Source organism: Streptomyces sp. NPDC037421 (assembly GCF_055602105.1).
Window position 1 is genome coordinate 56,922 of sequence record NZ_JBVJWV010000012.1, and the last position, 24,895, is coordinate 81,816.

The 24,895-nt window shown below is 71.9% G+C and carries 25 protein-coding genes; 10 read left to right on the forward strand and 15 right to left on the reverse strand.

Annotation, left to right across the window (positions count from 1 at the left end; genetic code table 11):
• Positions 1 to 340 precede the first annotated feature (340 nt).
• The 3 genes from ACZ7IF_RS19280 (at position 341) to ACZ7IF_RS19290 (ending at position 2,755) form a co-directional block, all read left to right on the forward strand.
• Positions 341 to 415 carry a tryptorubin family RiPP precursor gene (locus tag ACZ7IF_RS19280; protein ID WP_350325497.1) on the forward strand — a complete coding sequence of 25 codons (75 nt, stop codon included), beginning with the start codon at positions 341 to 343 and terminating at the stop codon, positions 413 to 415.
• A gap of 80 nt (positions 416 to 495) precedes the next feature.
• A complete protein-coding gene (locus ACZ7IF_RS19285; RefSeq protein WP_470972625.1) occupies positions 496 to 1,557 on the forward strand; it encodes a cytochrome P450 in 1,062 nt (353 codons plus the stop codon).
• Positions 1,547 to 2,755 (forward strand): cytochrome P450 family protein, encoded by a 1,209-nt coding sequence (locus ACZ7IF_RS19290; RefSeq protein WP_470972627.1) that lies wholly within the window; start codon positions 1,547 to 1,549, stop codon positions 2,753 to 2,755. Before ACZ7IF_RS19285 ends, ACZ7IF_RS19290 begins: the two co-directional genes overlap by 11 nt.
• A 1-nt stretch (position 2,756) precedes the next feature.
• Here ACZ7IF_RS19290 and ACZ7IF_RS19295 read toward each other — a convergent pair whose 3' ends face one another.
• Together ACZ7IF_RS19295 and ACZ7IF_RS19300 are read right to left on the reverse strand one after the other, a co-directional pair.
• Positions 2,757 to 4,151, reverse strand: a complete 1,395-nt coding sequence (locus ACZ7IF_RS19295) for a pentapeptide repeat-containing protein (protein ID WP_470972629.1) — start codon at positions 4,149 to 4,151, stop codon at positions 2,757 to 2,759.
• A complete protein-coding gene (locus tag ACZ7IF_RS19300; RefSeq protein WP_470972631.1) occupies positions 4,151 to 4,810 on the reverse strand; it encodes a TetR/AcrR family transcriptional regulator in 660 nt (219 codons plus the stop codon). The genes ACZ7IF_RS19295 and ACZ7IF_RS19300 overlap by 1 nt, the downstream gene beginning before the upstream one ends.
• Before the next feature lie 71 nt (positions 4,811 to 4,881).
• On the opposite strand from ACZ7IF_RS19300, the gene ACZ7IF_RS19305 reads away from it, so the two are divergent.
• On the forward strand, positions 4,882 to 6,315 hold the full coding sequence (locus ACZ7IF_RS19305) for an FAD-dependent monooxygenase (protein WP_470972634.1): 1,434 nt from the start codon (positions 4,882 to 4,884) through the stop codon (positions 6,313 to 6,315).
• Positions 6,316 to 6,602: 287 nt separating this feature from the next.
• Here ACZ7IF_RS19305 and ACZ7IF_RS19310 read toward each other — a convergent pair whose 3' ends face one another.
• The 7 genes from ACZ7IF_RS19310 to ACZ7IF_RS19340 form a co-directional block, all read right to left on the reverse strand.
• Positions 6,603 to 7,259, reverse strand: coding sequence for a DNA alkylation repair protein (locus ACZ7IF_RS19310; protein ID WP_470972932.1), 657 nt, complete (start codon positions 7,257 to 7,259; stop codon positions 6,603 to 6,605).
• Positions 7,260 to 7,738: 479 nt separating this feature from the next.
• Positions 7,739 to 8,599 carry an immunity 49 family protein gene (locus tag ACZ7IF_RS19315; protein ID WP_470972636.1) on the reverse strand — a complete coding sequence of 287 codons (861 nt, stop codon included), beginning with the start codon at positions 8,597 to 8,599 and terminating at the stop codon, positions 7,739 to 7,741.
• A gap of 6 nt (positions 8,600 to 8,605) precedes the next feature.
• Positions 8,606 to 9,466 carry an immunity 49 family protein gene (locus tag ACZ7IF_RS19320; protein WP_470972638.1) on the reverse strand — a complete coding sequence of 287 codons (861 nt, stop codon included), beginning with the start codon at positions 9,464 to 9,466 and terminating at the stop codon, positions 8,606 to 8,608.
• Positions 9,467 to 9,477: 11 nt separating this feature from the next.
• Entirely contained in the window at positions 9,478 to 12,111 is a 2,634-nt protein-coding gene (locus ACZ7IF_RS19325) for a hypothetical protein (protein ID WP_470972640.1), read from the reverse strand.
• Positions 12,112 to 12,165: 54 nt separating this feature from the next.
• Complete coding sequence (locus tag ACZ7IF_RS19330; protein WP_470972642.1) at positions 12,166 to 12,564, reverse strand: hypothetical protein; 399 nt, start codon at positions 12,562 to 12,564, stop codon at positions 12,166 to 12,168.
• A 268-nt stretch (positions 12,565 to 12,832) separates the two neighbouring features.
• Positions 12,833 to 13,033, reverse strand: coding sequence for a DUF397 domain-containing protein (locus ACZ7IF_RS19335; protein WP_125813976.1), 201 nt, complete (start codon positions 13,031 to 13,033; stop codon positions 12,833 to 12,835).
• 10 nt (positions 13,034 to 13,043) lie between these two features.
• Positions 13,044 to 13,892 (reverse strand): helix-turn-helix domain-containing protein, encoded by an 849-nt coding sequence (locus ACZ7IF_RS19340; RefSeq protein ID WP_470972644.1) that lies wholly within the window; start codon positions 13,890 to 13,892, stop codon positions 13,044 to 13,046.
• A 234-nt stretch (positions 13,893 to 14,126) separates the two neighbouring features.
• On the opposite strand from ACZ7IF_RS19340, the gene ACZ7IF_RS19345 reads away from it, so the two are divergent.
• Positions 14,127 to 14,555, forward strand: a complete 429-nt coding sequence (locus ACZ7IF_RS19345; RefSeq protein ID WP_470972646.1) for an ATP-binding protein — start codon at positions 14,127 to 14,129, stop codon at positions 14,553 to 14,555.
• A 53-nt stretch (positions 14,556 to 14,608) separates the two neighbouring features.
• Here the strand turns inward: ACZ7IF_RS19345 and ACZ7IF_RS19350 are convergent, their stop codons facing one another.
• The 4 genes from ACZ7IF_RS19350 to ACZ7IF_RS19365 all read right to left on the reverse strand — a co-directional run bounded on the left by ACZ7IF_RS19350 (position 14,609) and on the right by ACZ7IF_RS19365 (position 18,289).
• On the reverse strand, positions 14,609 to 15,109 hold the full coding sequence (locus ACZ7IF_RS19350; RefSeq protein ID WP_470972648.1) for a hypothetical protein: 501 nt from the start codon (positions 15,107 to 15,109) through the stop codon (positions 14,609 to 14,611).
• Between the two features lie 328 nt (positions 15,110 to 15,437).
• On the reverse strand, positions 15,438 to 16,208 hold the full coding sequence (locus ACZ7IF_RS19355) for a hypothetical protein (RefSeq protein WP_470972650.1): 771 nt from the start codon (positions 16,206 to 16,208) through the stop codon (positions 15,438 to 15,440).
• 137 nt (positions 16,209 to 16,345) lie between these two features.
• Entirely contained in the window at positions 16,346 to 17,158 is an 813-nt protein-coding gene (locus ACZ7IF_RS19360) for a tachylectin-related carbohydrate-binding protein (protein WP_470972652.1), read from the reverse strand.
• Positions 17,159 to 17,362: 204 nt separating this feature from the next.
• Positions 17,363 to 18,289 (reverse strand): cyclase family protein, encoded by a 927-nt coding sequence (locus ACZ7IF_RS19365; RefSeq protein ID WP_470972654.1) that lies wholly within the window; start codon positions 18,287 to 18,289, stop codon positions 17,363 to 17,365.
• A 106-nt stretch (positions 18,290 to 18,395) separates the two neighbouring features.
• Here ACZ7IF_RS19365 and ACZ7IF_RS19370 point away from each other — a divergent pair, with 106 nt between their 5' ends.
• From ACZ7IF_RS19370 to ACZ7IF_RS19380, 3 genes are read left to right on the forward strand one after another with little or no spacing between them, the layout of a single operon-like run.
• Positions 18,396 to 19,307, forward strand: coding sequence for an SDR family NAD(P)-dependent oxidoreductase (locus ACZ7IF_RS19370; protein WP_470972656.1), 912 nt, complete (start codon positions 18,396 to 18,398; stop codon positions 19,305 to 19,307).
• A gap of 31 nt (positions 19,308 to 19,338) precedes the next feature.
• Positions 19,339 to 20,532: an acyl-CoA dehydrogenase family protein gene (locus ACZ7IF_RS19375; RefSeq protein ID WP_470972658.1), complete on the forward strand. Its 1,194-nt coding sequence runs from the start codon at positions 19,339 to 19,341 to the stop codon at positions 20,530 to 20,532.
• Positions 20,529 to 21,596, forward strand: coding sequence for a Zn-dependent alcohol dehydrogenase (locus ACZ7IF_RS19380; RefSeq protein ID WP_470972660.1), 1,068 nt, complete (start codon positions 20,529 to 20,531; stop codon positions 21,594 to 21,596). Before ACZ7IF_RS19375 ends, ACZ7IF_RS19380 begins: the two co-directional genes overlap by 4 nt.
• 19 nt (positions 21,597 to 21,615) lie before the next feature.
• Here the strand turns inward: ACZ7IF_RS19380 and ACZ7IF_RS19385 are convergent, their stop codons facing one another.
• Complete coding sequence (locus ACZ7IF_RS19385) at positions 21,616 to 22,521, reverse strand: hypothetical protein (protein WP_470972662.1); 906 nt, start codon at positions 22,519 to 22,521, stop codon at positions 21,616 to 21,618.
• 61 nt (positions 22,522 to 22,582) lie between these two features.
• Positions 22,583 to 23,197, reverse strand: coding sequence for a flavin reductase family protein (locus tag ACZ7IF_RS19390; protein WP_470972934.1), 615 nt, complete (start codon positions 23,195 to 23,197; stop codon positions 22,583 to 22,585).
• Between the two features lie 136 nt (positions 23,198 to 23,333).
• On the opposite strand from ACZ7IF_RS19390, the gene ACZ7IF_RS19395 reads away from it, so the two are divergent.
• Both ACZ7IF_RS19395 and ACZ7IF_RS19400 read left to right on the forward strand, forming a co-directional pair.
• Entirely contained in the window at positions 23,334 to 23,876 is a 543-nt protein-coding gene (locus ACZ7IF_RS19395) for a hypothetical protein (protein ID WP_470972664.1), read from the forward strand.
• Between the two features lie 126 nt (positions 23,877 to 24,002).
• Positions 24,003 to 24,797: a VOC family protein gene (locus tag ACZ7IF_RS19400; protein ID WP_470972936.1), complete on the forward strand. Its 795-nt coding sequence runs from the start codon at positions 24,003 to 24,005 to the stop codon at positions 24,795 to 24,797.
• Positions 24,798 to 24,895: the final 98 nt, after the last annotated feature.

Here is a 24,895-nt window from a genome sequence, read left to right on the forward strand (position 1 = left end):
GGAGCCCTGTCTACCGGCGAGCTGCTGGGAACACAAGCTCGACACGCGGGGGCGGGTGGGTCCGGCCGGGGGAGTGGGGCGAGGCGGAGGGGGAAGGTCGTCGGGGGGTTTCGTCCCGGAGGGAGATCGGCGCGAACTCGGGGGTGGGCGGCCGGAATTGGGGGGTGGGGTTGGTAGGAGCGTACATAAAGAGCAGGGGGGCGTTGTTTTGGGGTCGGCGGAGTGCCTACGGTGGCGGCGCATTCTCAACGGGCCCTCGCCGGTACGCCTCCGGTGGGGTTCCGTAATCCTTTGATTCGGCCACAAGCCATGGATTGGGAGAGGGGGTACGGCGATGAAGATGCTTTTCGCCATCCGTAACGCTGTTTCCGGTCAGAAGAGCCTCAAGAAGAGCGCCTGGTACTTCTGGTACTAGACCGGCAGACCCGCCCCGGCCGCCCGGCGGCCGGGGCGGTACCGAGGCCCCGACCGACGGCTGCATCGGAGTTTTCCCGTATGTCCATCGCCTCCGTTCAGGCCGCGCGGACCACGGAGTTCGCGCCCCGGCTGGCCGCCCTGCTGCGCGAGCACGCCGGCAAGGACGCCTTCCGGCTGGAGCCCGACACCATGGGCGTCGCAGGCCACGAGCTGGCCGACCGGATCCTCGCAGCGCGCCGCGCCACCGAGACCGAACGGCCCACCTTCAAGCCCCTGCACGGCCGCTCCATCGAGCGCAACGAGGCCGCGGCGGTCATGCGCGTCATCGGGAAGGACGTACGGGAGGCGCTGGAGAGGCCGTTGGTGAGGAGCGTCGATCTCGCCGGGAGCTGGCCGCTCACCGGGCATTTGTTCTTGCGGGATCTCATTCTCGGCAGCGACCCGCGCCGGCTGCGCATTCTCATGAGCCGCAATCTGGAGCTCACCCCGAAACTCACCTGGTCGGTCATAGCCGCCGGAGCCGCCATTCCCCGGCGGAAGAAGGCGGGTGCGGAGTCCAGCGGAATTGCGCGGCTGTTCGCGGAAGCCGGTGGGTACCACGACCGGCGCTACGCGATGGGGATCTACCGGAGGGCCGCCGCGCCCGTCTGCTTCACCGTGTCCACCCTCGTCGCCAACGCCCTCTGGCTCGGCTCCCCCTTCGACGAGGGCACCTCCGACCGCGGCATCCTCCACGAGGCCGCCCGGCTGCTGCCGCCCTCCTGGAACATCCTGCGCTACGCCTCCCCCGAGTACCCGGCCCTCGACGCGCGCATCGGCGACCTGGACGACGTACTCGTGCTGCCCCTGCTGTCCCACCGGGACCCCGTGCTGTGGGAGGACCCCGACGCGTTCCGGCCCGAACGGTGGGACCAACTCGATCCCGACACCGCCCCCGGCTACCTGCCCTTCGGGCACTCCTCCGAGCGCTGCTGGGGCCGGCACATGGTCATGCCGCTCGCCGAACTGCTGCTGGACCTGGTCAGGGGCGCCGGGCTGGTGGTCGACCCCGCGCAACGCAGGGCGAAGGTGCCACTGGTCGGGCTGCTCGGGGTGGAGGACGTACGGGTGGTCAGGGGGGCGGTGCGGCGTGGGCGTTGAGGAGGTGCCCGTCTCCTTCTTCGACGACCCGCACTCCGACTGCCGGCGCTGGCGCGAGCTCGACGGCGGGGCGCACCGGGTGCGGATCCTCGGGGAGGCGCCGTTGGAGGGGTGGGTGGTCACCGGGCACGCCGAGTGCCGGGCCGCGCTCGCCGACCCGCGGCTGAGCAAGAACGCCGCCACCGAGGTCTTCGACCGCCGCGACGGCTCCGAGGAGGGGCCCGGGCCGGGCCGGGCGCTGACCGCGCACATGCTCAACTCCGACCCGCCCGCCCACACCCGGCTGCGCCGCCTGGTCCAGCAGGCGTTCACGGCACGGCGGGTCGCCGCCCTGCGGCCGGTGATCGAGGGGCACGTCGTACGGCTGCTGGACGAGATGGACGGGCACGGACCCGCCGTCGACCTGGTGCGGGACTTCGCCGTGCCGCTGCCGCTCGCCGTGGTCTTCGACCTGCTCGGCGCGACCGAGGGCGCCGAGGGCATCCTCAAGGCCTGGGCCGCCACTCTCAGTGGCGAGGAGGGCGACGGGGAGGTCTCCGTCGACACCGCCGAGGCCCTGGTGGGGCACATCCGGGCCCTCATCGACCACAAGCGCGCCCACCCCGGCGACGACCTGCTGACCGCGCTGATCGCGGCCCGCGACGAGGGCGACCGGCTCGGCGAGCAGGAGATCACCTCGATGGGGTTCCTGCTGGTGGCGGCCGGCCACCAGACCACCGCCAACCTCATCTCCAACGGCGTCCGCGTCCTCCTCACCCACCCCCGCGAACTGGCCGCGCTGCGCGCCGACCCGGCCGCCCGGACGGGGCCGTTCATCGAGGAGGTGCTGCGCCACGAGAGCCCGTTCTCCATCGCCACCATGCGCTACACCACGCAGCCCGTGACCATCGGCACCACCACCGTCCCCGCCGGGGAGTTCGTGCAGATCTCGATGCTGTCGGCCAACCGGGACCCCGCCGTCTTCGCCGACCCGGACCGCTTCGACTCCTCCCGCCCCACCGCCGGCCACCTGGCCTTCGGGCACGGCATCCACCACTGCCTCGGAGCGCCCCTGGCCCGGCTACAGGCCGAGATCGCCTTCGGGGCGCTGCTCGCCCGCTATCCGGCGCTGCGCCCGGCCGCGCCCGGCGCCCGCCCGCTGTGGTGGCGCAACCCGCGCCACCGGGGGCTGCGCACCCTGCCGGTGCTGCTGCGCTGAGTCAGGGCCGGCCCCGTGGGGGGATCACCCGTACGTCGCCTCCGCGCGCCCGGATCCAGTCCTCCAGGCCGGCCCCGGCGAGGGCGGCGCGGGTGCCGTCCGCCGCCACGTGTTCCGCCGGACCGAACACGGTGCCGGTCAGGCCCGCCACGAGGGTGGCGTCGTCCAGCGTCACCTGGAAGCCGTTCTCCTGGAGCACCGCGCCGCTGAGGTCGGCCCCGCGCAGGTCGGCGCCGTGGAGGCCCGCCCCCAGGATGCGGGCGCCGCGCAGGCTCGCTCCGCGCGCGTCGGCCCCGTACAGCTCGGCCCGTACGAGGTCGGCGCCGTCGAGGACGGTGCCGCGCAGGACGGCGCCGTCCATTTCGGCCCGTACGAAGCAGGCGCCGGTGGCGTCGGCCCCTGACAGGTCGGCGCCCTGGAGATGGGTGCGGTAGAAGCAGGTGCCGACCAGGCGGGCGCCGGCCAGCCCGGTGCCGCAGAACAGGGACGAGGAGAAGTCGGCCCCGTTCAGGCCGGCGCCGCTGAGGTCGAGGTCCGTCATGTCGGTTCCGCCGGGCTTGCCCTCGGCGCCGTCCTCGACCCACTTCCACAGCCACCCCGCCGCCTCCGGGTCTGCGGGCAGCAGCACCCGCCACGGCAGTACGGCGGGCCGCCGGAGCCGGTACCAGGGCGCGGTCGCCGGGTCGGAGCCGAGTTCGTGGCCGCCGTCGTCGACGGTGACGGCCCGGAAGCGGGCGTCGAGGGCTTCGAGGCGGGGATCGCCCTCCAGGTCGCTGCCGCTCAGGGCGTCCCGGGCGTCCAGGTCCTCCGCGTACATGTCGGCCCCGTACCAGCGCAGCGGAGCCCACCCGGCTTCGATGCGGCCGATCAGGTCGGTCCAGGCCCACAGGCGGGGGTCGGTGCCCGGGGGTGCGAAGGGCACGGTCCGGACCAGCTCGGTCAGCCCGCGTACGGAGGCGTCGGGGAAGGCCGCCACGCCGGCCTGGGTGGCGGTGACGCGGAGTGCGGGGAGGTCGTCGCCGTCCAGGTCGTCGACGCTGGCGTAGGTGGACCCGCCGCCGGGAGTGAAGGCGTGGTAGATCCACGGCAGGGTCGCGTGGTCGATCAGTACGGCCGTGCCCAAGCCCCGGGCCAGGGCCCGCGCGACGGTCTCGGCGGACGGCGGATCGGGGACGGCCGGGCCGGCGTACACGTTGAGCTGGCAGGAGATGTTCAACGGCTCGAACCACAGGATCGCGCACTGGACCGGGGTGTCCCACCGCCAGCCGTCGGCCTCCCCCTCGGGCCCGACCTCGACGGCGCCCTCGCCGGCGGCGAAGACGGCGTCGAGTATCGGGCCGAGGGCGGCCGGGTCGGGTCGGGCGGCGACGAGGAAGCCGTAGGCGCGTCCGGTCATCAGGCGGCTCCGTGGCCGGTGTACCGGGCTTCGATGCCGGCGATCACGAGCCGCAGGCCTTCCTCGAAGCCCTGGTCGTAGTCCTGGAAGAGGTCGGCTCCGGCCTCGGCGGACAGGGGGAACTCGGCGAGGCGTTCGGCGCGTTCGGCGACGTCGTAGCCCTCGCGGCGTTCGCCGGGGAGCGGTTCGACGCCCTGTTCCTCGGTGACGAAGCCGAGGGTGAAGAAGTACGCGGTGGTGGTGGCGCGGACGGCCTGGGGGAGCGTGAACCCGGCGGCGGTGAGGGCGGTCAGGTGCGCCTCCATCTGGGTGGCGTGCTCGGTGCCGGTGAAGCGGGAGCCGCTGAAGACCTTCGCGCCGTCGCGGTAGCGGAGCAGGGCGGCGCGCAGGGCGCGGTTGGCGGCGAGGAGGCGGTCCTGCCAGGGGAGGTCCGGGGGGAGGGCGGCGTCGGCGGCCATCCGGCGGTACATCTCCGTCGCCATCTCGTCGAGGAGCTCCTGCTTGTTCTTGAAGTGCCAGTACAGGGCGGGTGCCTGGACGTCGAGCTCCTTGGCGATGGCGCGCAGGCTGAGGCCGTCGAGGCCGAGGTCGTTCAGCAGGCGGAGGGAGGTCTCGACGGCCTGCTTCTTGTCCAGCTTGGGGGATCTGCGGGTAGCCACGCTTGACAGCTTAACAGCGTTAAGTGCACTCTCGGGGAGTCAGTTACTTAACAGCGTTAAGGGGAAGTGTGATGAACGTGGACGTACTGATCGTCGGCGCCGGTCCGGCCGGCCTCGCACTCGCCGTGGACCTCGCCCGCCGGGGCGTCGGCGCACTCGTCGTCGAACGCTCCGCCGGCCTCTTCCCCGGCTCGCGCGGCAAGGGCGTCCAGCCGCGCACGCTGGAGGTCTTCGACGACCTCGGCGTGTACGACGCGGTCCGCGCGGCGGGCGGCCCGTACCCGGTCGGGATGATCTGGCAGGACGGGAAGCGGGTGGGCGAGCACGCGATCCTCGACGCCGACGAGACCGGGACGGCCGACGAGGGCGCCCCCTACGCCGAGCCGTGGATGGTCCCCCAGTGGCGCACCCAGGAGATCCTGCTGGCCCGGCTGGTGGAACTGGGCGGCGAGGTCGCCTTCGGCCGGGAGCTGGTCGGCATCGCGCAGGACGCGGGCGGGGTGACCGCCGAGTTCGCCTCGGGCGCCCCGGTACGGGCGCGGTACGCGGTCGCCGCCGACGGCGGGCGCTCCACGGTGCGGCGGGCGCTCGGCATCCGCATGACGGGGGAGACCGTCGACCCGGCGCCGATGCTGGTGGCCGACGTACGCATCACCGGCCTCGACCGCGACAACTGGCACGTCTTCCCGCCGGCCGACGGCGACGCGGGCTTCCTCGCGATCTGCCCGCTGGCCGGCACGGAGGACTTCCAGGTGACGGCCGGACTCCCGCAGTCCGACGCCCCCATGGACCTCTCCTCGTCCGCGATCCGCAACCTGATCGCCGCCCGTACGCACATCTCCGCGGACGCCGTCACCGAAGTCCGCTGGGCGTCGGACTTCCGGCCGCGCGCGGCGATGGCCGACCGGTTCCGGGAGGGGCGGATCTTCCTCGTCGGCGACGCGGCGCACGTCCACTCGCCGGCGGGCGGGCAGGGGCTCAACACCAGCGTGCAGGACGCGTACAACCTGGGCTGGAAGCTGGCGGCCGTGCTGCGCGGGGCGGCCCCCGAGGCCCTCCTCGCCACGTACGAGGAGGAACGCCTCCCGGTCGCCGCCGAGATGCTCGGCCTGTCGACCCGCATCCACCGCGGCGAGGCGAGCCGCGGCGCGGCCACCCGACAGCTCGGCCTGGGCTACCGGGACTCCTCCCTGGCGGCGGAAACCCGCCCCGGCCTCCCGGCGGACGCCCTCCGCGCAGGCGACCGCGCCCCGGACGGCCGCCGGGGCGGCACCCGCCTCTTCGACGCCTTCCGCGGCCCGCACTGGACCCTGCTGACGGTCGGCACCGCCGAGTCCGGCCCCTGGCGTGGCGCCCGTACGGTCCGCATCCCCGCCTACGAGGCGTACGGCGACGGCGTGTTCCTCATCCGCCCGGACGGCTACGTGGCCTGGGCGGGCGCGACGGGGTCGGAGGGCCTGGCGGCGTACGCGGCGGGGGTGGGGCTGTCACTCCAGCGCGAGTAGCGCAGGCTCCTTATAGCACCCGGTTCACTGGTCTGTCTCGTCCCTGAAATCACTCCAGGACCATCGTGCGACAGGCGTGCTGGCGATCAAGACAGGCCTCCCGGAAGGAATTTGACGCCAGGTGGGTACATGAGTGTTCCATCCTCGAGACCCTGAGTGGTGCGGATGCGGGGTTGGCGGTCGCAGCCGCCCGTGGGGCGCTGGGCGAGTACAGCCGGACGGACCCCCGCCCCGTCGCGGTGGCGCTGCGGCGGCCGCTCGTACGCGCCCTCGACGAGCTTGATGCGTCAGGCTGAGGCCCGGCGGACCATCTCGTTGATCCAGACGGGGGCGAAGGGGGAGGTGCAGCCCGGGGAGGTCGGGTAGTCCTTCAGTACCTCCAGGCGCTCGCCGATGGCGATCGCGCGGGCGCGGAGGGCGGGGTGCTCGATGCCGATCTGGGCGAGGCAGTGGTTCATCGCCCACTGGAGGCGGTCCGGGGCGTCCTTCATCTGCGTCTCGATGGTGTCGAGGAGGCCCGGGAGGTCGAGTCCCTCGGGCTTCTTCGCCACCCGGTCCGTCGTCAGCGCCCAGCCGGCGCTCGCGACCACCGGGTCCGGGTCGGCGAACCACGTCAGGCGCAGCTCCTCGGCGTGCGGGCTCTTCTTGACGACGTAGCCGACGAGCCAGTCGTGCACCTTGGGGGTGCGGGCACCGCGCAGCATGGTGTCCAGGTCGGAGGAGTCGTACGCCTTCGGGCGGCAGATCAGGATCGCGAGGAGGCGGGCGGCGCTGTTGCCCGTGGCCCAGAGCTCGCGGGCGAGGTCCTGCTGCGTCTTGAGGCGCTTGGCGAGGGCACGCAGCTTGGTGAGGTTGACGGCGTGGTCGTCGCCGTGGCGCTCGTTCACGGCGCGGATCTTCGGGTCTTCGAGGTCTTGCAGCTCCGCCATGACGGCGGCGAGCATCGGCGTCGGTGGAATCCCGGTCTCCCATTCCGCGCGCAGGAATTCAGGGCACAGGTGCAGATGGTATTCCGCGGTCGCGATCATCCTGACGATCTCGATGGGCGGTTCGCGGAATTCGCCCGTGATCACGGCATGGGGATCCAGGCGGTGGACGTTGCCGTCCTGGCCGTGGGCTTCGAGTACGTAGCCGTACCCGCGCGGGTGTCCGGGACCGTCGGCGATGCGCCAGGCGGTGCCACCGTGGTGCCGGATCATCACGTCCGCGAGGAACGCGACGAGGTCGCAGTGGAGCGTGATCCAATCCGACTGCTCGAACTCGTCGAGCGGGGCCCGGTCCACGTAGTTCTGGAGGCGCGGGATCAGGGTCAGCGGGTCGGCTGCGTACGTGTCGGGGGCTACTCCGAGCATGTCCGCGAGGCCGCAGGCGTTCTGGTGGTTGCCGTCGTGCCATTCCTGGACGTCCGGGTGGTCCGTGGGCATCAGACCTCGAACTCGCCGAGCCAGGAGCGCTTGAGGAGGTGCTCGGGGAGATACGGGGACTCGACGTTGACGGGGATGCCGCCGTCGTGGGCGAGGCAGGCGACGGCGAGGATCCCGGTCGGAACGAGGCCGTCGATGTCGTTGGCGCGTTCGGGGGTGGCCGTCCAGTACCGCTTGTGGAGTTTCAGGGCTTCGAGCAGCGTGGTGTGGAAGCCTTCCTCGTCCTTGCGGAGGAACTTGTAGAAGAGGTTGATCGGCGGGTAGGCGACCTGCTGGATGTACTCCCGGTCCGCGATCAGCGCGACGTCCGGGTGGGAGCGCTGGAAGGTCAGGGTCAGTTCCGGGACCAGTTCGGGGCGCTTGAGCCAGTAGGCCTGGAGGGTGGCGACCCAGTGGTAGAGGTAGTCGTCGTGGTCCGCGCCCGCAGCGCGCAGGACGTCGATCGGGAGCTCGCACAGCTCCGTCATGCGCGGCTGGTCGCGGGTGATGATCGCGTACCAGAACGCCTCGGTCCATGCCTCTGCGTTCGCGTCCCACGAGGGCCCCGCCGCCGGCAGGGTGCGCATCGCGTGGTGGATGCGTACCCCGGTGGTTCCCCCGGCCATCCCTGCCGTGCGGAACAGCGCGGATCCCAGCTGCGCCGCCGCGACCACGGCCTCCCACGTACCCAGCTCGGCGGCCTGCGGGTCCACGCTGAACCGGGCCGCGACGTTGAAGGTGGCGTCGCGCCAGGCCGACCTGAGCTTCCGGGGTGATGGAGAGAGGGCGTCGAGGTCCTCGATCAGGTCCTCGGTGATTCCATTGACCCAGGCCGCGCTGGTGGGCCTCGGCTCCGCATGGCCGGCGACGAAGACGGTCACCGCGACTCAGACCTCGAACTCGCCCAGCCAGGAGCGCTTCAGCAGGTGCTCGGGCAGGTACTGGGACTGCACGTTCACCGAGATGCCGCCGTCGTAGGCGAGGCAGGCGACGGCGAGGACCGCGACCGGTACCCGGCCCTCGATGTCCTCGGCGCGTTCCGGCGTGGCCGTCCAGTACCGCTTGTGGAGTTCCAGGGCTTCGACCAGTGCCGTGTGGAAGCCCTCCTCGTCCTTGCGGAGGAACTTGTAGAAGAGGTTGATCGGGGGGTACGCGATGTGCTGGATGTACTCGCGGCCCGCGATCACGGCGACGTCCGGATGCGAGCGGTCGAACGTGGCCGTCAGCTCCTCCACCAGCTCGGGGCGCTTCAGCCAGTACGCCTGGAGGGTGGCGACCCAGTGGTAGAGGAAGTCGTCGTGGTCCGCGCCCGCAGCGCGCAGGACGTCGATCGGCAGCTCGCACAGCTCCGTCATGCGCGGCTGGTCGCGCGTGATGATCGCGTACCAGAACGCCTGGAGCCACGCCGAGGAGCGCGCGGCATGGTTCGGTCCCGTCGCGGGCAGGGTGCGCACGGCGTGGTGGATGCGGCACTGCGCCGTGCCCTCGGTCATCCCCGCCGTACGGAAGAGCGCCGAGCCCAGCTGCGCCGCGTCGACCACGGTCTCCCACGTGGTCAGCTCGGCAGCCGTCGGGTCGACCAGGGTCCGGGACTGGACGTGCAGGTCGGCCTGCTCCCAGACCCGGTCGAGTTCGCTCGGGAGTACGGAGAGCTCCTCGATGTTCGCGACCAATCGCTCGTCCTGGCTCCTGACCCAGTCCGCGCTCTCAGGTTCGGGGCCGGTGTGGCTTTCCACGATGACCGTCATGTCTTCCCCTGTCACTTGCTGATGTCGAACCGTTGGATCGTATGGCCGGTGTACGTTCCGCTGTTGTCGGCGCCCTTGACCACCACATAATCGATCTTGCCTGCCTTGAAGGCCGCGTCGAGCTTGTCGAAGAGCGCCTTCTCCAGCGGGTCCTTCTTGGCGCGCTTCTCCATCTGCTTGAGGATGTCCTTGAAGTACGCGCGTGTGCCCTGGGACACCCGGTCGGCGCCGATGCGCCGTTCGCCGAGCTCGGTGTTGACGTTGCCCTTGGCCTCGACCACCACGTACCGGTCGCCGTGCTTGTAGACCTGGTCGAACTGGTCGTTGCCGTTCGCCGGGCCGTAGACCTTCTCCTCCTTGGCGCCCGGGAACTCCTTCGGTATCGCGTGCTCGCGGGCGATGATTTCGCCGAACGCCTCGCTCTTCTTCGAGAGCGCGTCGTGGAAGGGCTTGTGGTCGGCCCTGGCCCGTTCCATGGCGGCGAGGGTCTCGTCAGTGGGCGCGGCCTTGTGGGCCGCCTTGGCGTCCCTGTAGTCCGTGTGCGGCTGCTTGTCCGCCTGCATGGCGTCCCAGCGTTCCTTGGCGGCCTTGTCGAGTTTCTCGGTCATCTCCTTGGTGACCGTGGGGTGGTCGTGCGCGATCGGCTGCGCGTCGTCCAGGTAGTTCGGGGGGACCGGCGGCGGCAGCTCGGACTTCGGGACCCACTTGCCCGGCGAGACCTCGACCAGCTGCGGCGGGACGAGCCCGGTGTGGTCGCCGACGACCCGCAGGCGGTGGCCGAGCTTGTTGTAGTACTGCTTGCGGTACCCGTCGGTCGGATCGTTGGCCCGGTGGACCTGGTACTCCATGATCTGCTTGCGCTCGGCGGTCGTGTAGTCGTGCGGGTTGTCGCGGTGCGGCGGGAGCTCCGGGCGCTCGCCGTGGCCGGGCGTCGTCGGGCCGTCCCCGCCGGTCCCGTGCCCGCCACCGCCGCCGTTGCCGGTCCCGTGGTCGCCGCCGCCGCCGTGGCCGGCGCCGCCGGTGCCGTGGGCCGGGTCGTGCCCGAGGTTGTCGGGGATGCCGCCGCCCTGGTGGGGGATACCGCCGCCGGTGGGGGTGGTGTCGGTGGTGCCCCGGCCGCCGGTGCCGCCGCCGGGTTCGGTGTGGCTGTTGTGCGGCATGTTGTCCGCGGTGCCGCCCGGCGTGTGGTGGGTCGCGGTGCCGCCCGGCGTGTGGGTGGCCGGGCCGCCCGGGGTGTGGGAGGTGACGTCCGCCGTACGGCCGCCGACGCCGACCGGGACTTCCTGGCGCACCGGGACTTCGGCCAGGGGGTGGTCGGGGCCCTTGGGGACGGAGGTGAGGTCCTGCTTCGGGAGGCCCTTGTGGTCCAGGAGCTGGTTGGTGACCTTGTCGAAGTACTGCGGACGGCCGAGCGCGTCGTCGGTGAGCTGGACGGTGTCGTCCGGGTGCGGGAACTTGACCCCGGGAGCGTCGGCCTTCGGGAGGTCCTTCCACACGACGTCGTCGATCTTCGGGAACGCGCCGTCGACCTTGCCGAGGTTGGCGAACAGGTCGCCGATCTTCAGCTTCGCGAGGGAGCCGGCCTTGCCGATGTAGGTGATCGGGTCGATCAGACGGCCGGTCTTGCCGGCCACCGAGAGGACCTTCGCGACCGCACCGGTCTTCGCGGCGGTGCCCGCGCCACCGGTGAAAACGGTCGTGAGGACGTTGAAGGTGACCGCACCCGCCGCGCGGGCGGGGTTCTTGCCCCACTCGTCCCAGGCGACCAGGGCCTTGCCGGTCTCCTTCATCGCCGTGCGGGAGTCCTTCAGCCAGCCCGGGAGCTGCTTGTCGTCCGCCATCCAGAACGCCGTGCCGACACCGGGGATGGAGGTGATCGCCAGGCCCGTGGCGAGCTTGGCGAGGCCGGTCCAGGCCTGGCCGGCCGCGTCCCAGCCGTCCACGCCGACGAGGGTGCCGAGGCCGCGGATGGTGCCCCAGATCCCGTCGACGATGATGCCGTCCCACACGAAGGACTTGGCCCAGTAGCCGATCTCCCACGCCCGGTGGGTCTCCTCCAGCTGGGAGCCCCAGGGCAGGTCCTGGACCTTGTTCAGGTCGTCGGCCTTGTAGCCGTACATGTTCGCGCCGTTGGAACCGTCGTTGACGGTCAGCGGCGGCGCGCAGTACAGGGCACGGATCTTGTTCGCGCAGGTGCGTTCGGCGGCCCAGAACGCCTCGGCGGCGGCGTTGACGTCGTGGATCAGATCGTTGTTCTCGTCGATCTTGTCCCCGTCGTCCTTCCAGTGCTCATCCCCGCTGATCTTGCTGGTGAAGGTCGTCGCCTTCGCCTGGAGTTCCTTCAGGCGGGCGACGATGGGGCGGGCCTCGGTGACGTACTCGCCCAGGGCCTTCGCCGCCGATTCGAGCTGGTCGGCGAAGAAGTCGCTGTCCGTCTTCACCGGCTTGGTCGTCGCGAAGAGCTGGGCCGCTTCCGGGGCGGCGTAGAACGCGGACAGGCCCTGGAACTCGGAGTCCACGTTCGAGCCCGCGTCGCGGAAGGTGCCCGCGGCTGCCGTGATCGCCGCGTGGTCCTGTTCCAGCAGGTCCAGGTCACCCGTGAACTGCGGGATCGTGCACGGATTGATCGGTACGTGGTCGGCCACTTCTACCCCGTCCCCCGAAGTCGGGCTGTGTTCGCGAGCATCCTTGTCTACTCGTCAAGTGACGCGAACACAAATGCGAATGGTTCCCGTGGGGGTCGGGGTGAGGGAGAGGTAGTCGACCGGGCGGACGCGCCATTCGGGGCGCAGGCCGCCGCGCAGGACGATGCTGAATCCGGCGGTTTCGCCGCGGTGGAGGGCGGCCAGGGCGTGGATGCGGCCGCCGCCGTCGGCCCAGTTCAGGGCGCGGTGCACTTCCGTGGGGGAGAGGGCGAACGGGTGCGCGGTGCGGATCTGGAGGCGGATCAGGCGGACGGCCTCTTCGGGGGTGTCCAGCATGGCGCGGTCGAGGAGTTCGGGGGGCCGGTCGCGGGCGTCGCGGTAGCAGAGGGCCTCGAACCAATATCCGGTGCGGATTGCCACGGTGTGGTCCAGGGGGAGGGGTCGCGCGGGCATGTACGGCTCTCCTGCCGTCGCTGAGGGTCGCCCCCTCCGGACCGTGACGAGCGGCGGGAGGGGACGACGGTGACGCCTCCCGTCAACTGGCGCATAGTGGGCGGGAGTTTCGGCACGGAGTGTCGCCTGGCGGGCGGCGTCCGTGACGTACAGCGACGGTAGCGTCACGGAGGCGACCGTCGCAATGGTGCGACGTCCCAAAGTTGCACCGGCGCATGCCGAGCGCCCCTCACCGGCGGGGATGAGGGGTGCTGACGGTTGAGTTTCGTCAGATCAGGTGATCGAACTCGCCGGCCTTGACTCCGAGGATGAAGGCGCGCAGCTTCTCCACCGTCGTGGTCACGATCACGTGCGGGTCGTCGCTCTCCCGCATCTTGATCGCGCCGGCGACGGGCGCCAGCTCAACGCAGCTCTGGTTGTCGTCCGGTCCCGAGAACGAGGACTTCTGCCACTTGATTCCGTCGGTCATGCGCCTTGACTCACACTTCCTGAGCGATGCGGTGAATGTGTTCTCTCGACTCTTCCGGTCCGAGCGAGATCGACTCGATGGATTCGAGCAACCCTCGGTACTTGGCGAGCTGAGCTTCTGCGTCCAGGAATCCGCCGTCGAAGGCGCTGTCGATCTGGACGGTGTCGAGCGCCGGGATGGCGCCCCCTGCGTAGAGCATCGAATGCACGGAGCCCGTGATCTGCCGGTCGAAGGGGATCAGGCGCACGGTGACCGATGGCCAGTGGGAGACCTTGTCCAGGAAGGCGAGTTGTTCCCGCATGACCTCCGCGTCGCAGTACCGCATGCGAAGGGCGGCTTCGTGGATGAAGGCCTCGAAGGGGGTGGGGCGGGGGCGGTCGAAGATGGCGCGGCGCCTCATCCGGTGCTCGACGCGCGTGTTCAGTTCGTTCGCCGGCAGCTCGGACATGCCGCTGCGGATCAGGCTCCGGGCGTAGGCCTCGGTCTGGAGCTGGCCCGGGACGTACAGCATCTGGATGACGCGGATGTACGTGGCGTGGAATTCGAGTTCGGCCACGTCGAGGAAGCCTGGTGACAGGTGCCCCCGGTACTCGTCCCACCAGCCCTTGCCGCGCTCCTCGGCCATGCTCGCCAGCGCGTCGACGAGGTGCTTGTCGGTTGCCGAATAGTGGGAGGCCAGGCGGCGCACGCGTTCATCGCTGACGCCGTAGCGACCTGATTCGATGTGGCTGATCTGGGCGCGTTCACCGCCCAAGTAGGCCGCTGCGGTCGCGCCGTTCATACCGGCCTTCTCGCGCAGCTTGCGCAACTCGGCGCCCAATCGCCGTTGGCGGGCAGTCGGATAGCTCCTCGGCGGCATGACCCCTCCATCTCGTCCGGGTACGAGTGTGCCGCTCGCTCCGGTCCGGGGTCCACTCAAACGGATGTTACGGCCGTCCCACTGTTGCGCCGTCCCAATGTTGTGCCCTACGTTCCGAGGGCTGGGACAGCCGGTGGCTGACCGAAGTGCAGCTGTCCGCGCCCCTGTTGGGGCGAACGGATGGCCAAGGACACGGTCGTACGGAACCGGCGTCAGATTCGTCTGGGTTGGGAGATGACCACGATGAACGCGAGCGCATTACAACAGGCGGAGGGACTCACCTACCGGATGGTCGCGCCCAGCCGGGCCGAGGCCGTCAAGGTCGTCCGGGACTGGGTGGTGGCCGTGCTGCGGAGTGCCGGTTGCGGGGCCGAAGTGGGGGAGCGGGCGCGGCTCTGTGTGTCCGAGGTGGTGACCAACGCCCACCGGCACACCGACACCCCCGAGATCGCCGTCGAGGTGGCCCTGCTCGGGGGGCGGGTCACCGTCTACGTCTACGACTGTGCGCCGGAGCGGTGGCCGGACGGAAATGGGGCCGGGTTGATGGCCACCCACGGGCGGGGGCTCGCGCTCGTCGCCGCCACCGCCGATGACTGGGCCGCCGTGGCGCAGGGGGGCTGCGTCAAGGTGGTGTGGTTCGGCTTCGCGGCGGCAAGGCAATGAGGCCGCCCGGCCCCCGCGGGGCGGGTGTCGGGCAGCCTCGTCAGCGGAGCGTGTCAGCAGGGGCGGATGTGGTACACGGGGGTCCAGTTCGCGGTGCCCGTGCCCTTCGCCACGTGGGACCAGCGCTCGCTGTTGTCGCTGTTGTAGAAGCGGGCCCGGGTGCCGGAGGTCTGGTTGTTGTTGAACGTGCCGTTGCCGACGCCGTTGAAGTCGTAGTAGCCGCAGCGGTAGTAGTCGTAGTTGTTGCCGTTGCCGTCCGTGATGCACAGGTGGCCGTTGTTACAGGCCAGTGCGGTGTCCGGAGCGGCCAGGTCGCGGGTCTCGGTCTGGCCCGGGGCCCGCAGGACCACGCTGCCGCCGGCGGTGGACAGCTTGTTCGCGGAGACCTGGCGGGCCCCCGGCTCGGACGTGAGGAACGCGTCCACCTGCTGCTGGAGTTCGGCCGTCTGTGCGGCCGTGAGGCCGGCGGCGCGGGTCTGCTGGGAGAAGGCGGTCGTCGTGGAGGCTTCGGCGGTCAGTACCGGGCCCGCTATCAGGGCCGCAGTGGCGGTCATCGTCGCGAGGATCCTGCGCGGTGACATGGGTGTTCCCCTCTTCTGCTTCGGCAGCCGGGCGACCGCTGCTCGTGGCGGCGGCCGCTGAGTCGCGGGACTCATCGTTCCGAAGTCGCGGCAGGGCATGAAGGGGGGATTCGGCCGGGTTGCCGGTCTTGTGTGGATAACTCCCGTGATCACCGGCCCCAGGCGGCGCAGGCGTATCCGATCAGGTGTGTGGTCAATGCATCGTTTTCGCTGGCCGGACCGGGTCCGTGGACCCGGACCGGCAGGTGTGGCGCGATGGTGGGGGTAGTCCCGGGCCGGTCCGGCGTTCGGCGTACGCCCCTCAGCCCTTGGACCAGACGATGAGCTTGCCGCTGACCACCGGGAGCTCCGGATCGTCGCTGACGTCGTCGAAGACGGCCATCGCCACGTTGCCCCTGTCGGTGACGGAGCACACGGCGGCCCCCTTCACCAGGCCCCGGCTCGTCCACCGGCCGTTCCCGGCTTCCACGGGTCCGAAGCCGGTGCCCGCGGCCGCCCGGCACTCCTCGAACGACTGGGGTCGGCCGGGTCGGATCACCCCCACCTGTCGGCCGGTCACCGATCGCAGCTCCATGGAGTTCGGGATGGCTCCGGTGCTGCACAGGACCTCGGAAGGGCGGTACTCCAGCTCGATGCCCTGGGTCTGATCCGCGTTGGGGCCGGCACCGGTGTTCGCCTTCACGGTGGTGGACACCCCGGCGTCGAGGTCGACGAGCAGGGTCTCCCCGCACGCCGGCGGTGCGATGCCCCACTTGCCCTGGTGGACCTGGAAGCCGGCGGGGCCCGTCGATTCCAGGGGGCCGGAAGCGCCCGACGGGCTCCAGGACGCGGAGGGCGACTGGCCGGGGAGCGGGCCGATCGGGCTGCGGGACGAGGGCGGGGAGGGAGAGGGTGACGGGGCGGGGGCCGATGTTGACGGCGCCCCCGCCACCACCGTCGGGGTGTCGGTCCTGTTCGACGTCGCGGCCAGGGTGGCCACCGTCCCCATGACGGGGACGACGATGCCGATCACCCACCACGCCCAGCGCGGCGGATGACCGGGAGGGGCCGCCGTCGGTGGTGTGGCCGGCATCGGTGGGATCCTGCCGGGATCCCGGGCCCCTCTGCTGTCGCTCACGTACCAACTCCCCCTGAGGTCAATGGATGTGCCGACTTTATCCACGCGGTGGCGGCCGATCCGTCGATCTTTCCGGGGGCGGATAGGTCAGGTCACGGCCAGCCCTGGCCGATCTGGCTGCCCGACGTCGGCGACCAGCCTGGCGTGCCGTTGCGGTTCAAGTCCTGGAAGAACAGCAGCGCCCCGTCGTCGCGAACGGCGTAGATGATCCCGTCCCCGCCGCTGACGATCCGCTTGACATCGCCCCAGCCTTGGCCGATCTGGTTGCCTGACGTCGCTGACCAGCCGGTGGAGCCGTCGGGGGCGTTGGTTCCGTCGCGCTTCAGGTCCTGGAAGAACAGGAGGCGGCCGTCCTGGTGGACGACGTAGAGGGTTCCGTTGCCGCCGCTGGTGATGAGTCTGGCGCTGTCCCAGCCTTGGCCGATCTGGTTGCCTGACGTTCCTGACCAGCCGGTGGAGCCGTCGGGGGCGTTGGTTCCGTCGCGCTTCAGGTCCTGGAAGAACAGGAGGCGGCCGTCTTGGCGGACGACGTAGAGGGTTCCGTTGCCGCCGCTGGTGATGAGTCTGGCGCTGTCCCAGCCTTGGCCGATCTGGTTGCCTGACGTCGCTGACCAGCCGGTGGAACCGTCCGGGGCGTTCGTTCCGTCGCGCCTCAGGTCCTGGAAGAACAAGAGACGGCCGTCCTGGTGGACGTCGTACAGGGTTCCGTTGCCGCCGCCGGCGAGGAGTCTGGCGCTGCCCCAGCCTTGGCCGATTTGGCTTCCTGACGTTCCTGACCAGCCACTGGAGCCGTCGGGGGAGTTCGTCCCGTCGCGGCTCAGGTCCTGGAGGAACAGCAGACGGCCGTCTTCGTGACCGCTGTAGAGGACTCCTTTGTCACCGGAGGCGAGCTGGGCGAATCCCATGACGAACTCCAAACGCCGGGGTCGATGGACACCTGCTCTCTACCGGACGGGCCGTGGCAGGAAACGCGTTTCACCCGAAGCCCGCAAGGACGGCGGCTTCTTCACCCGGACGGGTCAGACGGCGGCTGTGGCCACCATGCCCGTGACCGGGGCCGTGATCCCCGGTCACGGTGGCGGCGGATCCGTCGATCGTCCGGAGGGGGCTCAGAGGACCGCCACCGGGGCCACCGGGGTGCCGGTGCCGCCCACGAAGGGTTCAGGCATCGCGGAGAGGAGGAAGGAGTGCCGGCCCGCTTCCGCACAGGCTGTGGACAGTTCCTCCAGGTTCCAGTTCTGGCCCTGGTGCATGCCCATCTCCACCAGGTCCAGCGCGTGCACCGGCAGCCACAGGTTCTCGATCTCCGGCGGGAAGATCTCGAAGGTCAGGGTGTCGTTCGCGACGGCCGCCACGTCCCGCGCGTGGAACCACTCCGGGGTGTGGACGGAGAGGCCGGGGGACGGGAATCCGTAGCCGTGCTTGTCGCCCGCCAGGTAGACCTGGATCTGCCCGGTGCGCACGAGGACCACGTCGCCCGCGCGGACGGTGACGCGGCCGAACTCCTCCGCCTCCGCCAGGTCCCCGGGGGTGACGGCGTGGTCTCCCGGGAGGCGGTCCAGGCCCTTGGCGCGGGCCACGTCCAGCAGGACCCCGCGCGAGACGATGTGCCGGGCCTTGTCGATGCCGCTGAACTCCGAACGCCCGTGAGCGGTGATGGTGGACGCCGGGCGGCCGTTGTAGATGCGGCCCGAGTGCGAGACGTGCGTCAGGGCGTCCCAGTGGGTGGCCGACTGGAGGCCCATCGTCACGGCGTCGTCGCTGCACGCCACCGTGCCCGGGCCGAAGAGCTCCTGGTTGATCTGGACCATCGTGTGGAGGGGGTTGACCCGGCCCGGGATGAGGCCCGCCTGGACGCCGTCCTCCTTGAGGGGGAGGGCCAGCGGGATCCGGCGGCCCGAGCGGATCTCCGCGGCGGCGGCCCGCACCACCTCGTCGGTGATCAGGTTCAGGGTGCCGATCTCGTCGTCGGCGCCCCAGCGGCCCCAGTTGTTGATCCGCTTGGCGATCTCGTGGAACTCGGGAGGGAGGGTCACCGGCCATCAGCTCCTAGGGCTCAGGGCTTGCTCAGGGCTTGTGTGAAGGGATCTGACTGGTCATAGAATCTAACGGTCCGTCAGAAAACACGGGAAGGGGTCGGCCGTGGGGAACTTCTTGGCAGGGAAGGTGGTCGCCGTCACCGGCGCGGGCCGGGGCATCGGCCGGGCGGTGGCGCTCGCCGCCGCCGCCGAGGGCGCCAAGGTCGTCGTCAACGACTACGGGGTCGGGATCGAGGGCGGCGAGCCCACCAGCGAGATCGCGGAGAACGTGGTCAAGGAGATCCAGGCCGCCGGCGGCGAGGCCGTCGCCGTCGCCGACGACATCTCCACCATGGCCGGCGGCCAGCGCATCGTGGACACCGCCCTCGCCGAGTACGGGCGCGTCGACGGCGTCGTCTGCGTCGCGGGCATCCTGCGCGAGCGGATGCTGTTCAACATGTCCGAGGAGGAGTGGGACCCCGTCGTCGCCACCCACCTCAAGGGCACGTTCACCGTCTTCCGCGCCGCCTCCGCCGTCATGCGCCGCCAGGGCTCCGGCACGCTCATCGGCTTCACCAGCGGAAACCACACCGGATCCGTCGCCCAGGCCAACTACAGCGCCGCCAAGGGCGGGATCATCTCCCTCGTCCGCAGCGCCGCCCTCGGGCTGAACAAGTACGGGGTCACCGCCAACGCCGTCGCGCCCGTCGCCCGGACCCGGATGTCCGCCAACGTGCCGATGGAGCTCAAGGAGATCGGCGACCCCGAGGACGTCGCCGCGCTCGTGACCTACCTGCTCAGCGACCGCGCCAAGGCCGAGAACATCACCGGGCAGGTCTACACGATCGCCGGCCCCAAGATCGCCGTCTGGGCCCAGCCGCGCGAGCTGCGCGCCGGCTACGCCGAGGGCGCCTGGACCCCGGAGAAGATCGCCGACTTCCTCCCCGGGACCGTCGGCACCGACCCGATGCCGATGCTCGCCCAGCTCGAAGCCATGGCCAAGGCCGCCGCCGCCAAGGGCCGGCCCAACGCCTGAGACGGGAGGGGAGAGACGGGAGGGGAGCGGCGTGGACTTCAGCTTCGGGGCACAGGACGAGGAACTGCGCGTCCGTGCCCGTGCGTGGCTCACCGGGCACCTCACGGGCCCGTACGCGCAGGCGGTCGGCCTCGGCGGACCGGGCAGCGAGCACGAAGGGTTCGGGGCCCGCCGCGACTGGGAACGGGAGCTGGGCCGCGGCGGCTGGATCGGCCAGGGCTGGGAGGAGGAGGGCTACGGCAACCGGCGGCTCTCCCTCACCGGGCAGGTGGTGTGGGCCGAGGAGTACGCGGCGCTGCGCGCCCCCGCCCGGGTCGGCCACATCGGGGAGAACCTCCTCGCCCCCACCCTGATCGCCTACGGCAGCCGCGAGCAGAAGGACCGCTTCCTGCCCGCGATCGCCCGCGGGGAGGAGCTGTGGTGCCAGGGCTACAGCGAGCCGGACGCCGGGTCCGACCTCGCCGGGGTGCGCACGGCGGCCGTACGCGACACGGCGGACGGGCTGCTGCGCGTCACCGGGCAGAAGATCTGGACCTCCCTGGCCCGCGAGGCCGACTGGTGCTTCGTCCTGGCCCGCACCGAAGCCGGCTCCCGCCGCCACCGGGGGTTGTCCTTCCTCCTCGTGCGCACGGACCAGCCGGGCCGCGTCGAGGTCCGCCCGATCCGGCAGATGTCCGGGACGGCGGAGTTCAACGAGGTCTTCTTCGACGGGGCCGTCGCCTCCGAGGTCGTCGGCGGCGAGGGCAACGGCTGGGCCGTCGCCATGGGCCTGCTCGCCCTGGAGCGCGGCGTCTCCACCCTCGTCCAGCAGATCGGCTTCGCCGCCGAACTGGAGCGCGTGGTCAAGGCGTACGCGGCTTCGGGCGCCCCGGACCCGGGCCTGCGCGAGCGCCTCGTACGGCAGTGGGCGGAGCTGCGCACCATGCGCTGGAACGCCCTGCGCACCCTCGGGGCGGCGGGGCACCCCGGCGCGCCCAGCGTGGCGAAGCTGCTGTGGGGCGGGTGGCACCGGCGGCTCGGGGAGCTGGCCGTCCAGGTGCGGGGGGCGGTGGCGGCGGCCGGGCCGGGGCTCTGGGCGCAGGGGGACCCGTACGAACTCGGACTCGACGAGGAGCAGCGCCTGTTCCTGTTCACCCGGGCCGACACGATCTACGGCGGCTCGGACGAGATCCAGCGGAACATCATCGCCGAGCGGGTGCTCGGCCTGCCTAAGGAGCCCAGGTGAGAGGCGTCGTGTTCGACGGCAAGCAGGCCCAGGTGGTCGGGGACCTGGAGATCCGGGATCCGGGGCCGGGGGAGGTGCTGGTCGCGATAGCGGCGGCCGGGCTGTGCCACAGCGACCTGTCGGTGATCGACGGGACGATCCCCTTCCCGCCGCCGGTGGTGCTCGGGCACGAGGGTGCCGGTGTGGTGGAGGCGGTGGGGGCCGGGGTGACGCACGTGGCGCCCGGTGACCACGTGGCGCTGTCCACGCTGGCCAACTGCGGGGCGTGCGCGGACTGCGACCGGGGCCGGCCGACGATGTGCCGCAAGGCGATCGGGATGCCGGACCGGCCCTTCTCGCGGGCCGGGCAGCCGCTGTTCCAGTTCGCCTCCAACTCGGCGTTCGCGGAGCGGACCCTCGTCAAGGCCGTGCAGGCGGTGAAGATCCCGGACGACATCCCGCTGACCTCGGCCGCGCTGATCGGCTGCGGGGTGCTCACGGGCGTGGGCGCGGTGCTGAACCGGGCCAAGGTGGGGCTCGGGGAGACCGTCGTGGTCATCGGCACCGGCGGGATCGGGCTCAACGTCATCCAGGGCGCCCGGATCGCGGGGGCGGCGGTCATCGTCGCGGTGGACGCGAACCCGGCGAAGGAGGTGGTGGCCCGGCAGTTCGGCGCCACCCACTTCGTGGACGCCTCGGCCGTGCCCGACACCTCGGCGGCGGTCCGGGAGGTCCTGCCGACGGGCGCGGACCACGCCTTCGAGTGCGTGGGCAACGTCGGGCTGATCCGGCAGGCGGTCGACCTCCTCGACCGGCACGGGCAGGCGGTGCTGCTCGGGGTGCCGGGCTTCAAGGAGGAGGCGTCCTTCCTGGTGTCCTCGATGTACCTGGACAAGACGATCATGGGCTGCCGGTACGGGTCCTCGCGCCCGCAGCGCGACATCGCCCTCTACGCCGAGCTGTACCGGCAGGGGAAGCTGCTGCTGGACGAGCTGGTGACGGAGGTCTACCCCGTGGAGGACTTCGCGAAGGCCGTGGACGACGCCCACCACGGGCGGGTCGCGCGCGGGGTGCTCACCTTCTGAGCCGGGAGGCCCGGCCGCACTACGCGCGCCGGGCCGTCCAGGTCAGCGCCAGCGCCGGCGCGGGGAGCGCGAGGAGGGCCCAGAGCCGGGTGGAGCCCGCCACCGGCACCTCCAGGGCCAGGGGCAGCAGCGCGAGGAGGCCGAGGAGCAGCAGGCCGAGGGCGGGCAGGTGGGTGCCGGGGTCGAAGCGGCGCGTCCGGTCCACGGCCGCCGGTTCCATGTACGACTTGATCGCTGCGCCCGCGACGAAGGGCCAGGGTCCGAGGGCGATCAGGAAGACCACGGCGATCATCTGACTGCCGGCGGGGCGGGCGGGTGCGGTGCCCACGCCGACCTCGGGGTGGGCGGGGGCGAAGTAGACCGCGGCCGTGGTTCCGGGCTCCGGCCGCTTCCCGGTGGACACCCCCGCGACGGCGACGTCCTGGGGCCCGCCCTCGTACGGGACGCTGAGGACCACGTCGGTGGTGTAGTACTCGTTGCTGTCGTCGGTGGCCGCATGGTGCTCCGGCTCGCCGGTCAGCCGGACGATCCGGGCCTCGTGGCGGTCGTACCCGGCCCGCTCCAGCCGCTCGACGCGCCGGCCCACGTCGCCGGGGTCGGTGAAGCACACGACGAGCGCGGCGAAGGTGGCCACGGGGATCCCGAAGGCGAGCACGATGCGCAGCACGCGGCCGCGCGGCCGGCGTCCCGGCGGGCGTTTGCGGAGGTCGACCCGGGGCGGGACGCGGCGGGCGTGGAGGGAGGCCGCCACCCAGCACGCCGCGAAGAGGGCGGAGGCGCCGGCCAGGCAGGTCTCCGCGGTCAGCGGCGGGTACGGGCTCACTCCGACGAGGGCGCACAGGACCGCGGCCGCGGCGCTGCCCACCATCAGCCACCCGGTGGTGCTCGTCCACCGGGTGCGACCCGGCCCGTACGTGTTCCCCATGGCCCCCCGGCCCCCCGCCTTGACGTCGACCGCATGGTAACGGCCGGTCGGGGGAGGGGAGTCAGTCGGCCAGGCGGGCGAAGCGGCCCTTGTGGAAGAGGAGCGGGTCACCCTCGCCGGCGGCGCCCATGGCCTCGACCCGGCCCACCACGATGAGGTGGTCCCCGCCGGTGTGGACGGCGTGGATCCGGCAGTCGATCCAGGCCGGTACGTCGTCCAGCTGCGGGGATCCGGTCGCGGGGGCGGGCCGGTGGGAGACCCCGGCGAACTTGTCGGCGCCGCTGACCGCGAAGGCCCGGCACAGCTCGCCCTGGCCGGCCCCGAGGATGTTGACGCAGAACACCCCGGCGCGGGCGATCCGCGGCCAGGTGGTCGACGTGCGGGCCACCATGAAGGTGACCAGGGGCGGGTCCAGGGAGAGCGAGGCGAAGGACTGGCAGGCGAAGCCGGCCGGGCCCTCCTCGCCTTCCGCGGGCGGGGCGGTGATGACCGTGACCCCGCTCGCGAAGTTGCCCAGTACGGCCCGGAACTCGGCAGGGCTGACGGGCGCGCGCTCGTCCTCGCCGACGGCCCGGAGATCGGGGCGGGGCAGAGCGTCGACGTGTCCGGCGGAGGTGGGGGAGCCGGCTGACCTGAGGTATCGGACGACGGTGGCCGCCATCCCTGCGTGTCCCATCACCCTCCCGATTGAAGCTGACGGATCGTCAGATGTGAAGGGGTGCGGGGGTGGTGTCGGCGGCCGGGTGTAGGGTGCGAGCGTATTGAACGCGTTCAAGTGGAGTGGGTGGGGCGCGATGGCGTACGCGGTACGTGTGCGTGGGCGGGGGCCGCAGGTCCGCGAGCCGGCGAGCGTGTGGAACCGCGAGCTGCCCGGGGCCATGGCCCTGGCGGCCGGGCAGCCCGTGCTGCTGCTGGCGGGCGCCGCGCTCTTCGCCGCGCAGCAGGAGGATTACGACCCCAGCGGCGGGGCCTTCGGAATCATGCTCCTGATCTGCCTGGCCCCCCTGCTGTTCCCGCTGCTGGGGCTGCTGCACACCGTCCTGTTCGCCCTGCCCGTCACCGCCGCCGCCCGGGCCCTCGGCCGGCGCACCCGCCTGCCCGCCCCGGCCCTCGCCGTCGGGCTGGGCGCGGCCCTCGCGGCCCTGTACGCGGCCGAGGGATGGCGGCGCGGGCTGCCCTTCGGGCCGACCTGGGCGTGGGTCGCCGGGCTCGCGGTGCTGCCGGTCGCCGGGGCGCTGTACGCACGGGCGCGGGACGTGGGGCCCGCGTTGATGTTCGGGCGCGGCGCCGGCGTCCTGTGCGCGGGGCTGCTGGTGCTGGTGCTCGTCGGCGTCGGGCTCGTCCTCGGCGGCTGAGGACCGGCCCCGCACCCCCCCCGAACGGGTGAATCCGTCGGGCCCCGGGCGGCCGTACGCCGCCCCGTGCGCGAGGGGTGGGCATGGTGGCCAGCGACCGTGTCGCCCCACCCGCTGGAGGACCCCATGCTCGGCACCGCCTTCCGTACCGGATCGCCCAACTGGCTCGACCTCGGCAGCCCCGACACCGACGCGGCCGCCGCCTTCTACGGGTCGGTGTTCGGCTGGCAGTTCACCTCCGCCGGGCCCGACGCGGGCGGGTACGGGTTCTTCAAGCTCGGCGGCAAGACCGTGGCCGCGCTCGGCCCGCTCACCCAGGAGGGCGCGCACTCGGCGTGGATGGTGCACTTCCAGAGCCCCGACATGCGGACCACGGTCGAGGCCGTGCGGGCCGGGGGCGGGACCGTGCGGATGGAGCCCATGGACGTCATGGGCGAGGGCTGGCTGGCCCAGTTCACCGACCCGCAGGGCGCCGAGTTCGCGTCCTGGCAGCCCGGCAAGACCGGCGGGCTGGAGGTCGCCTCCGAGGTGAACACCCTGGTGTGGGCGGAGCTCCACGTACCCGACCCGGTCGCCGCGATCCGGTTCTACGCCGGGGTGTTCGGGTGGCGGTACACCGAGATGGAGGCGCCGGGGATGACGTACCGGGTGCTGAGCATCGGTGAGGGGGACCAGGAGGAGGGGTCCTTCGGCGGGGTGGCCCCGCAGGGCGAGGGCGCGGGCGGCGCCTCGACGATGGTGCCGCGCTGGGTGCCGTACTTCCAGGTGGCGGACGTCGACGCCACCGTCACCGCGGTCGAGGGGAACGGCGGCGCGGTGCTGATGCCGGCGGCGGACGTGCCCGACGTCGGCCGGATCGCCTGGGCCTCCGACCCGGCCGGGGCGGTGTTCGCGCTGCTGAAGCCCGCCCCCGGGATGTAGGCCGCCGCCGGGACCGGGGTGGGGGGGGGGGGGGGGGGGGGGGGGGGGGGGGGGGGGGGGGGGGGGGGGGGGGGGGGGGGGGGTGGGCGGGGGTTCGT

Excerpts from the sequence above, each read along its gene's own strand:
- ACZ7IF_RS19390 (WP_470972934.1), bottom strand. The coding sequence starts at position 23,197 with ATGGGACACGCAGGGATGGCGGCCACCGTCGTCCGATACCTCAGGTCA.
- ACZ7IF_RS19305 (WP_470972634.1), top strand. The coding sequence starts at position 4,882 with ATGAACGTGGACGTACTGATCGTCGGCGCCGGTCCGGCCGGCCTCGCA.
- ACZ7IF_RS19335 (WP_125813976.1), bottom strand. The coding sequence starts at position 13,033 with ATGACCGACGGAATCAAGTGGCAGAAGTCCTCGTTCTCGGGACCGGAC.
- ACZ7IF_RS19285 (WP_470972625.1), top strand. The coding sequence starts at position 496 with ATGTCCATCGCCTCCGTTCAGGCCGCGCGGACCACGGAGTTCGCGCCC.
- ACZ7IF_RS19360 (WP_470972652.1), bottom strand. The coding sequence starts at position 17,158 with ATGGGATTCGCCCAGCTCGCCTCCGGTGACAAAGGAGTCCTCTACAGC.
- ACZ7IF_RS19385 (WP_470972662.1), bottom strand. The coding sequence starts at position 22,521 with ATGGGGAACACGTACGGGCCGGGTCGCACCCGGTGGACGAGCACCACC.
- ACZ7IF_RS19295 (WP_470972629.1), bottom strand. The coding sequence starts at position 4,151 with ATGACCGGACGCGCCTACGGCTTCCTCGTCGCCGCCCGACCCGACCCG.
- ACZ7IF_RS19330 (WP_470972642.1), bottom strand. The coding sequence starts at position 12,564 with ATGCCCGCGCGACCCCTCCCCCTGGACCACACCGTGGCAATCCGCACC.
- ACZ7IF_RS19310 (WP_470972932.1), bottom strand. The coding sequence starts at position 7,259 with ATGCTCGCCGCCGTCATGGCGGAGCTGCAAGACCTCGAAGACCCGAAG.
- ACZ7IF_RS19350 (WP_470972648.1), bottom strand. The coding sequence starts at position 15,109 with ATGACCGCCACTGCGGCCCTGATAGCGGGCCCGGTACTGACCGCCGAA.
- ACZ7IF_RS19355 (WP_470972650.1), bottom strand. The coding sequence starts at position 16,208 with ATGCCGGCCACACCACCGACGGCGGCCCCTCCCGGTCATCCGCCGCGC.
- ACZ7IF_RS19320 (WP_470972638.1), bottom strand. The coding sequence starts at position 9,466 with ATGACGGTCATCGTGGAAAGCCACACCGGCCCCGAACCTGAGAGCGCG.
- ACZ7IF_RS19345 (WP_470972646.1), top strand. The coding sequence starts at position 14,127 with ATGACCACGATGAACGCGAGCGCATTACAACAGGCGGAGGGACTCACC.
- ACZ7IF_RS19400 (WP_470972936.1), top strand. The coding sequence starts at position 24,003 with ATGCTCGGCACCGCCTTCCGTACCGGATCGCCCAACTGGCTCGACCTC.
- ACZ7IF_RS19340 (WP_470972644.1), bottom strand. The coding sequence starts at position 13,892 with ATGCCGCCGAGGAGCTATCCGACTGCCCGCCAACGGCGATTGGGCGCC.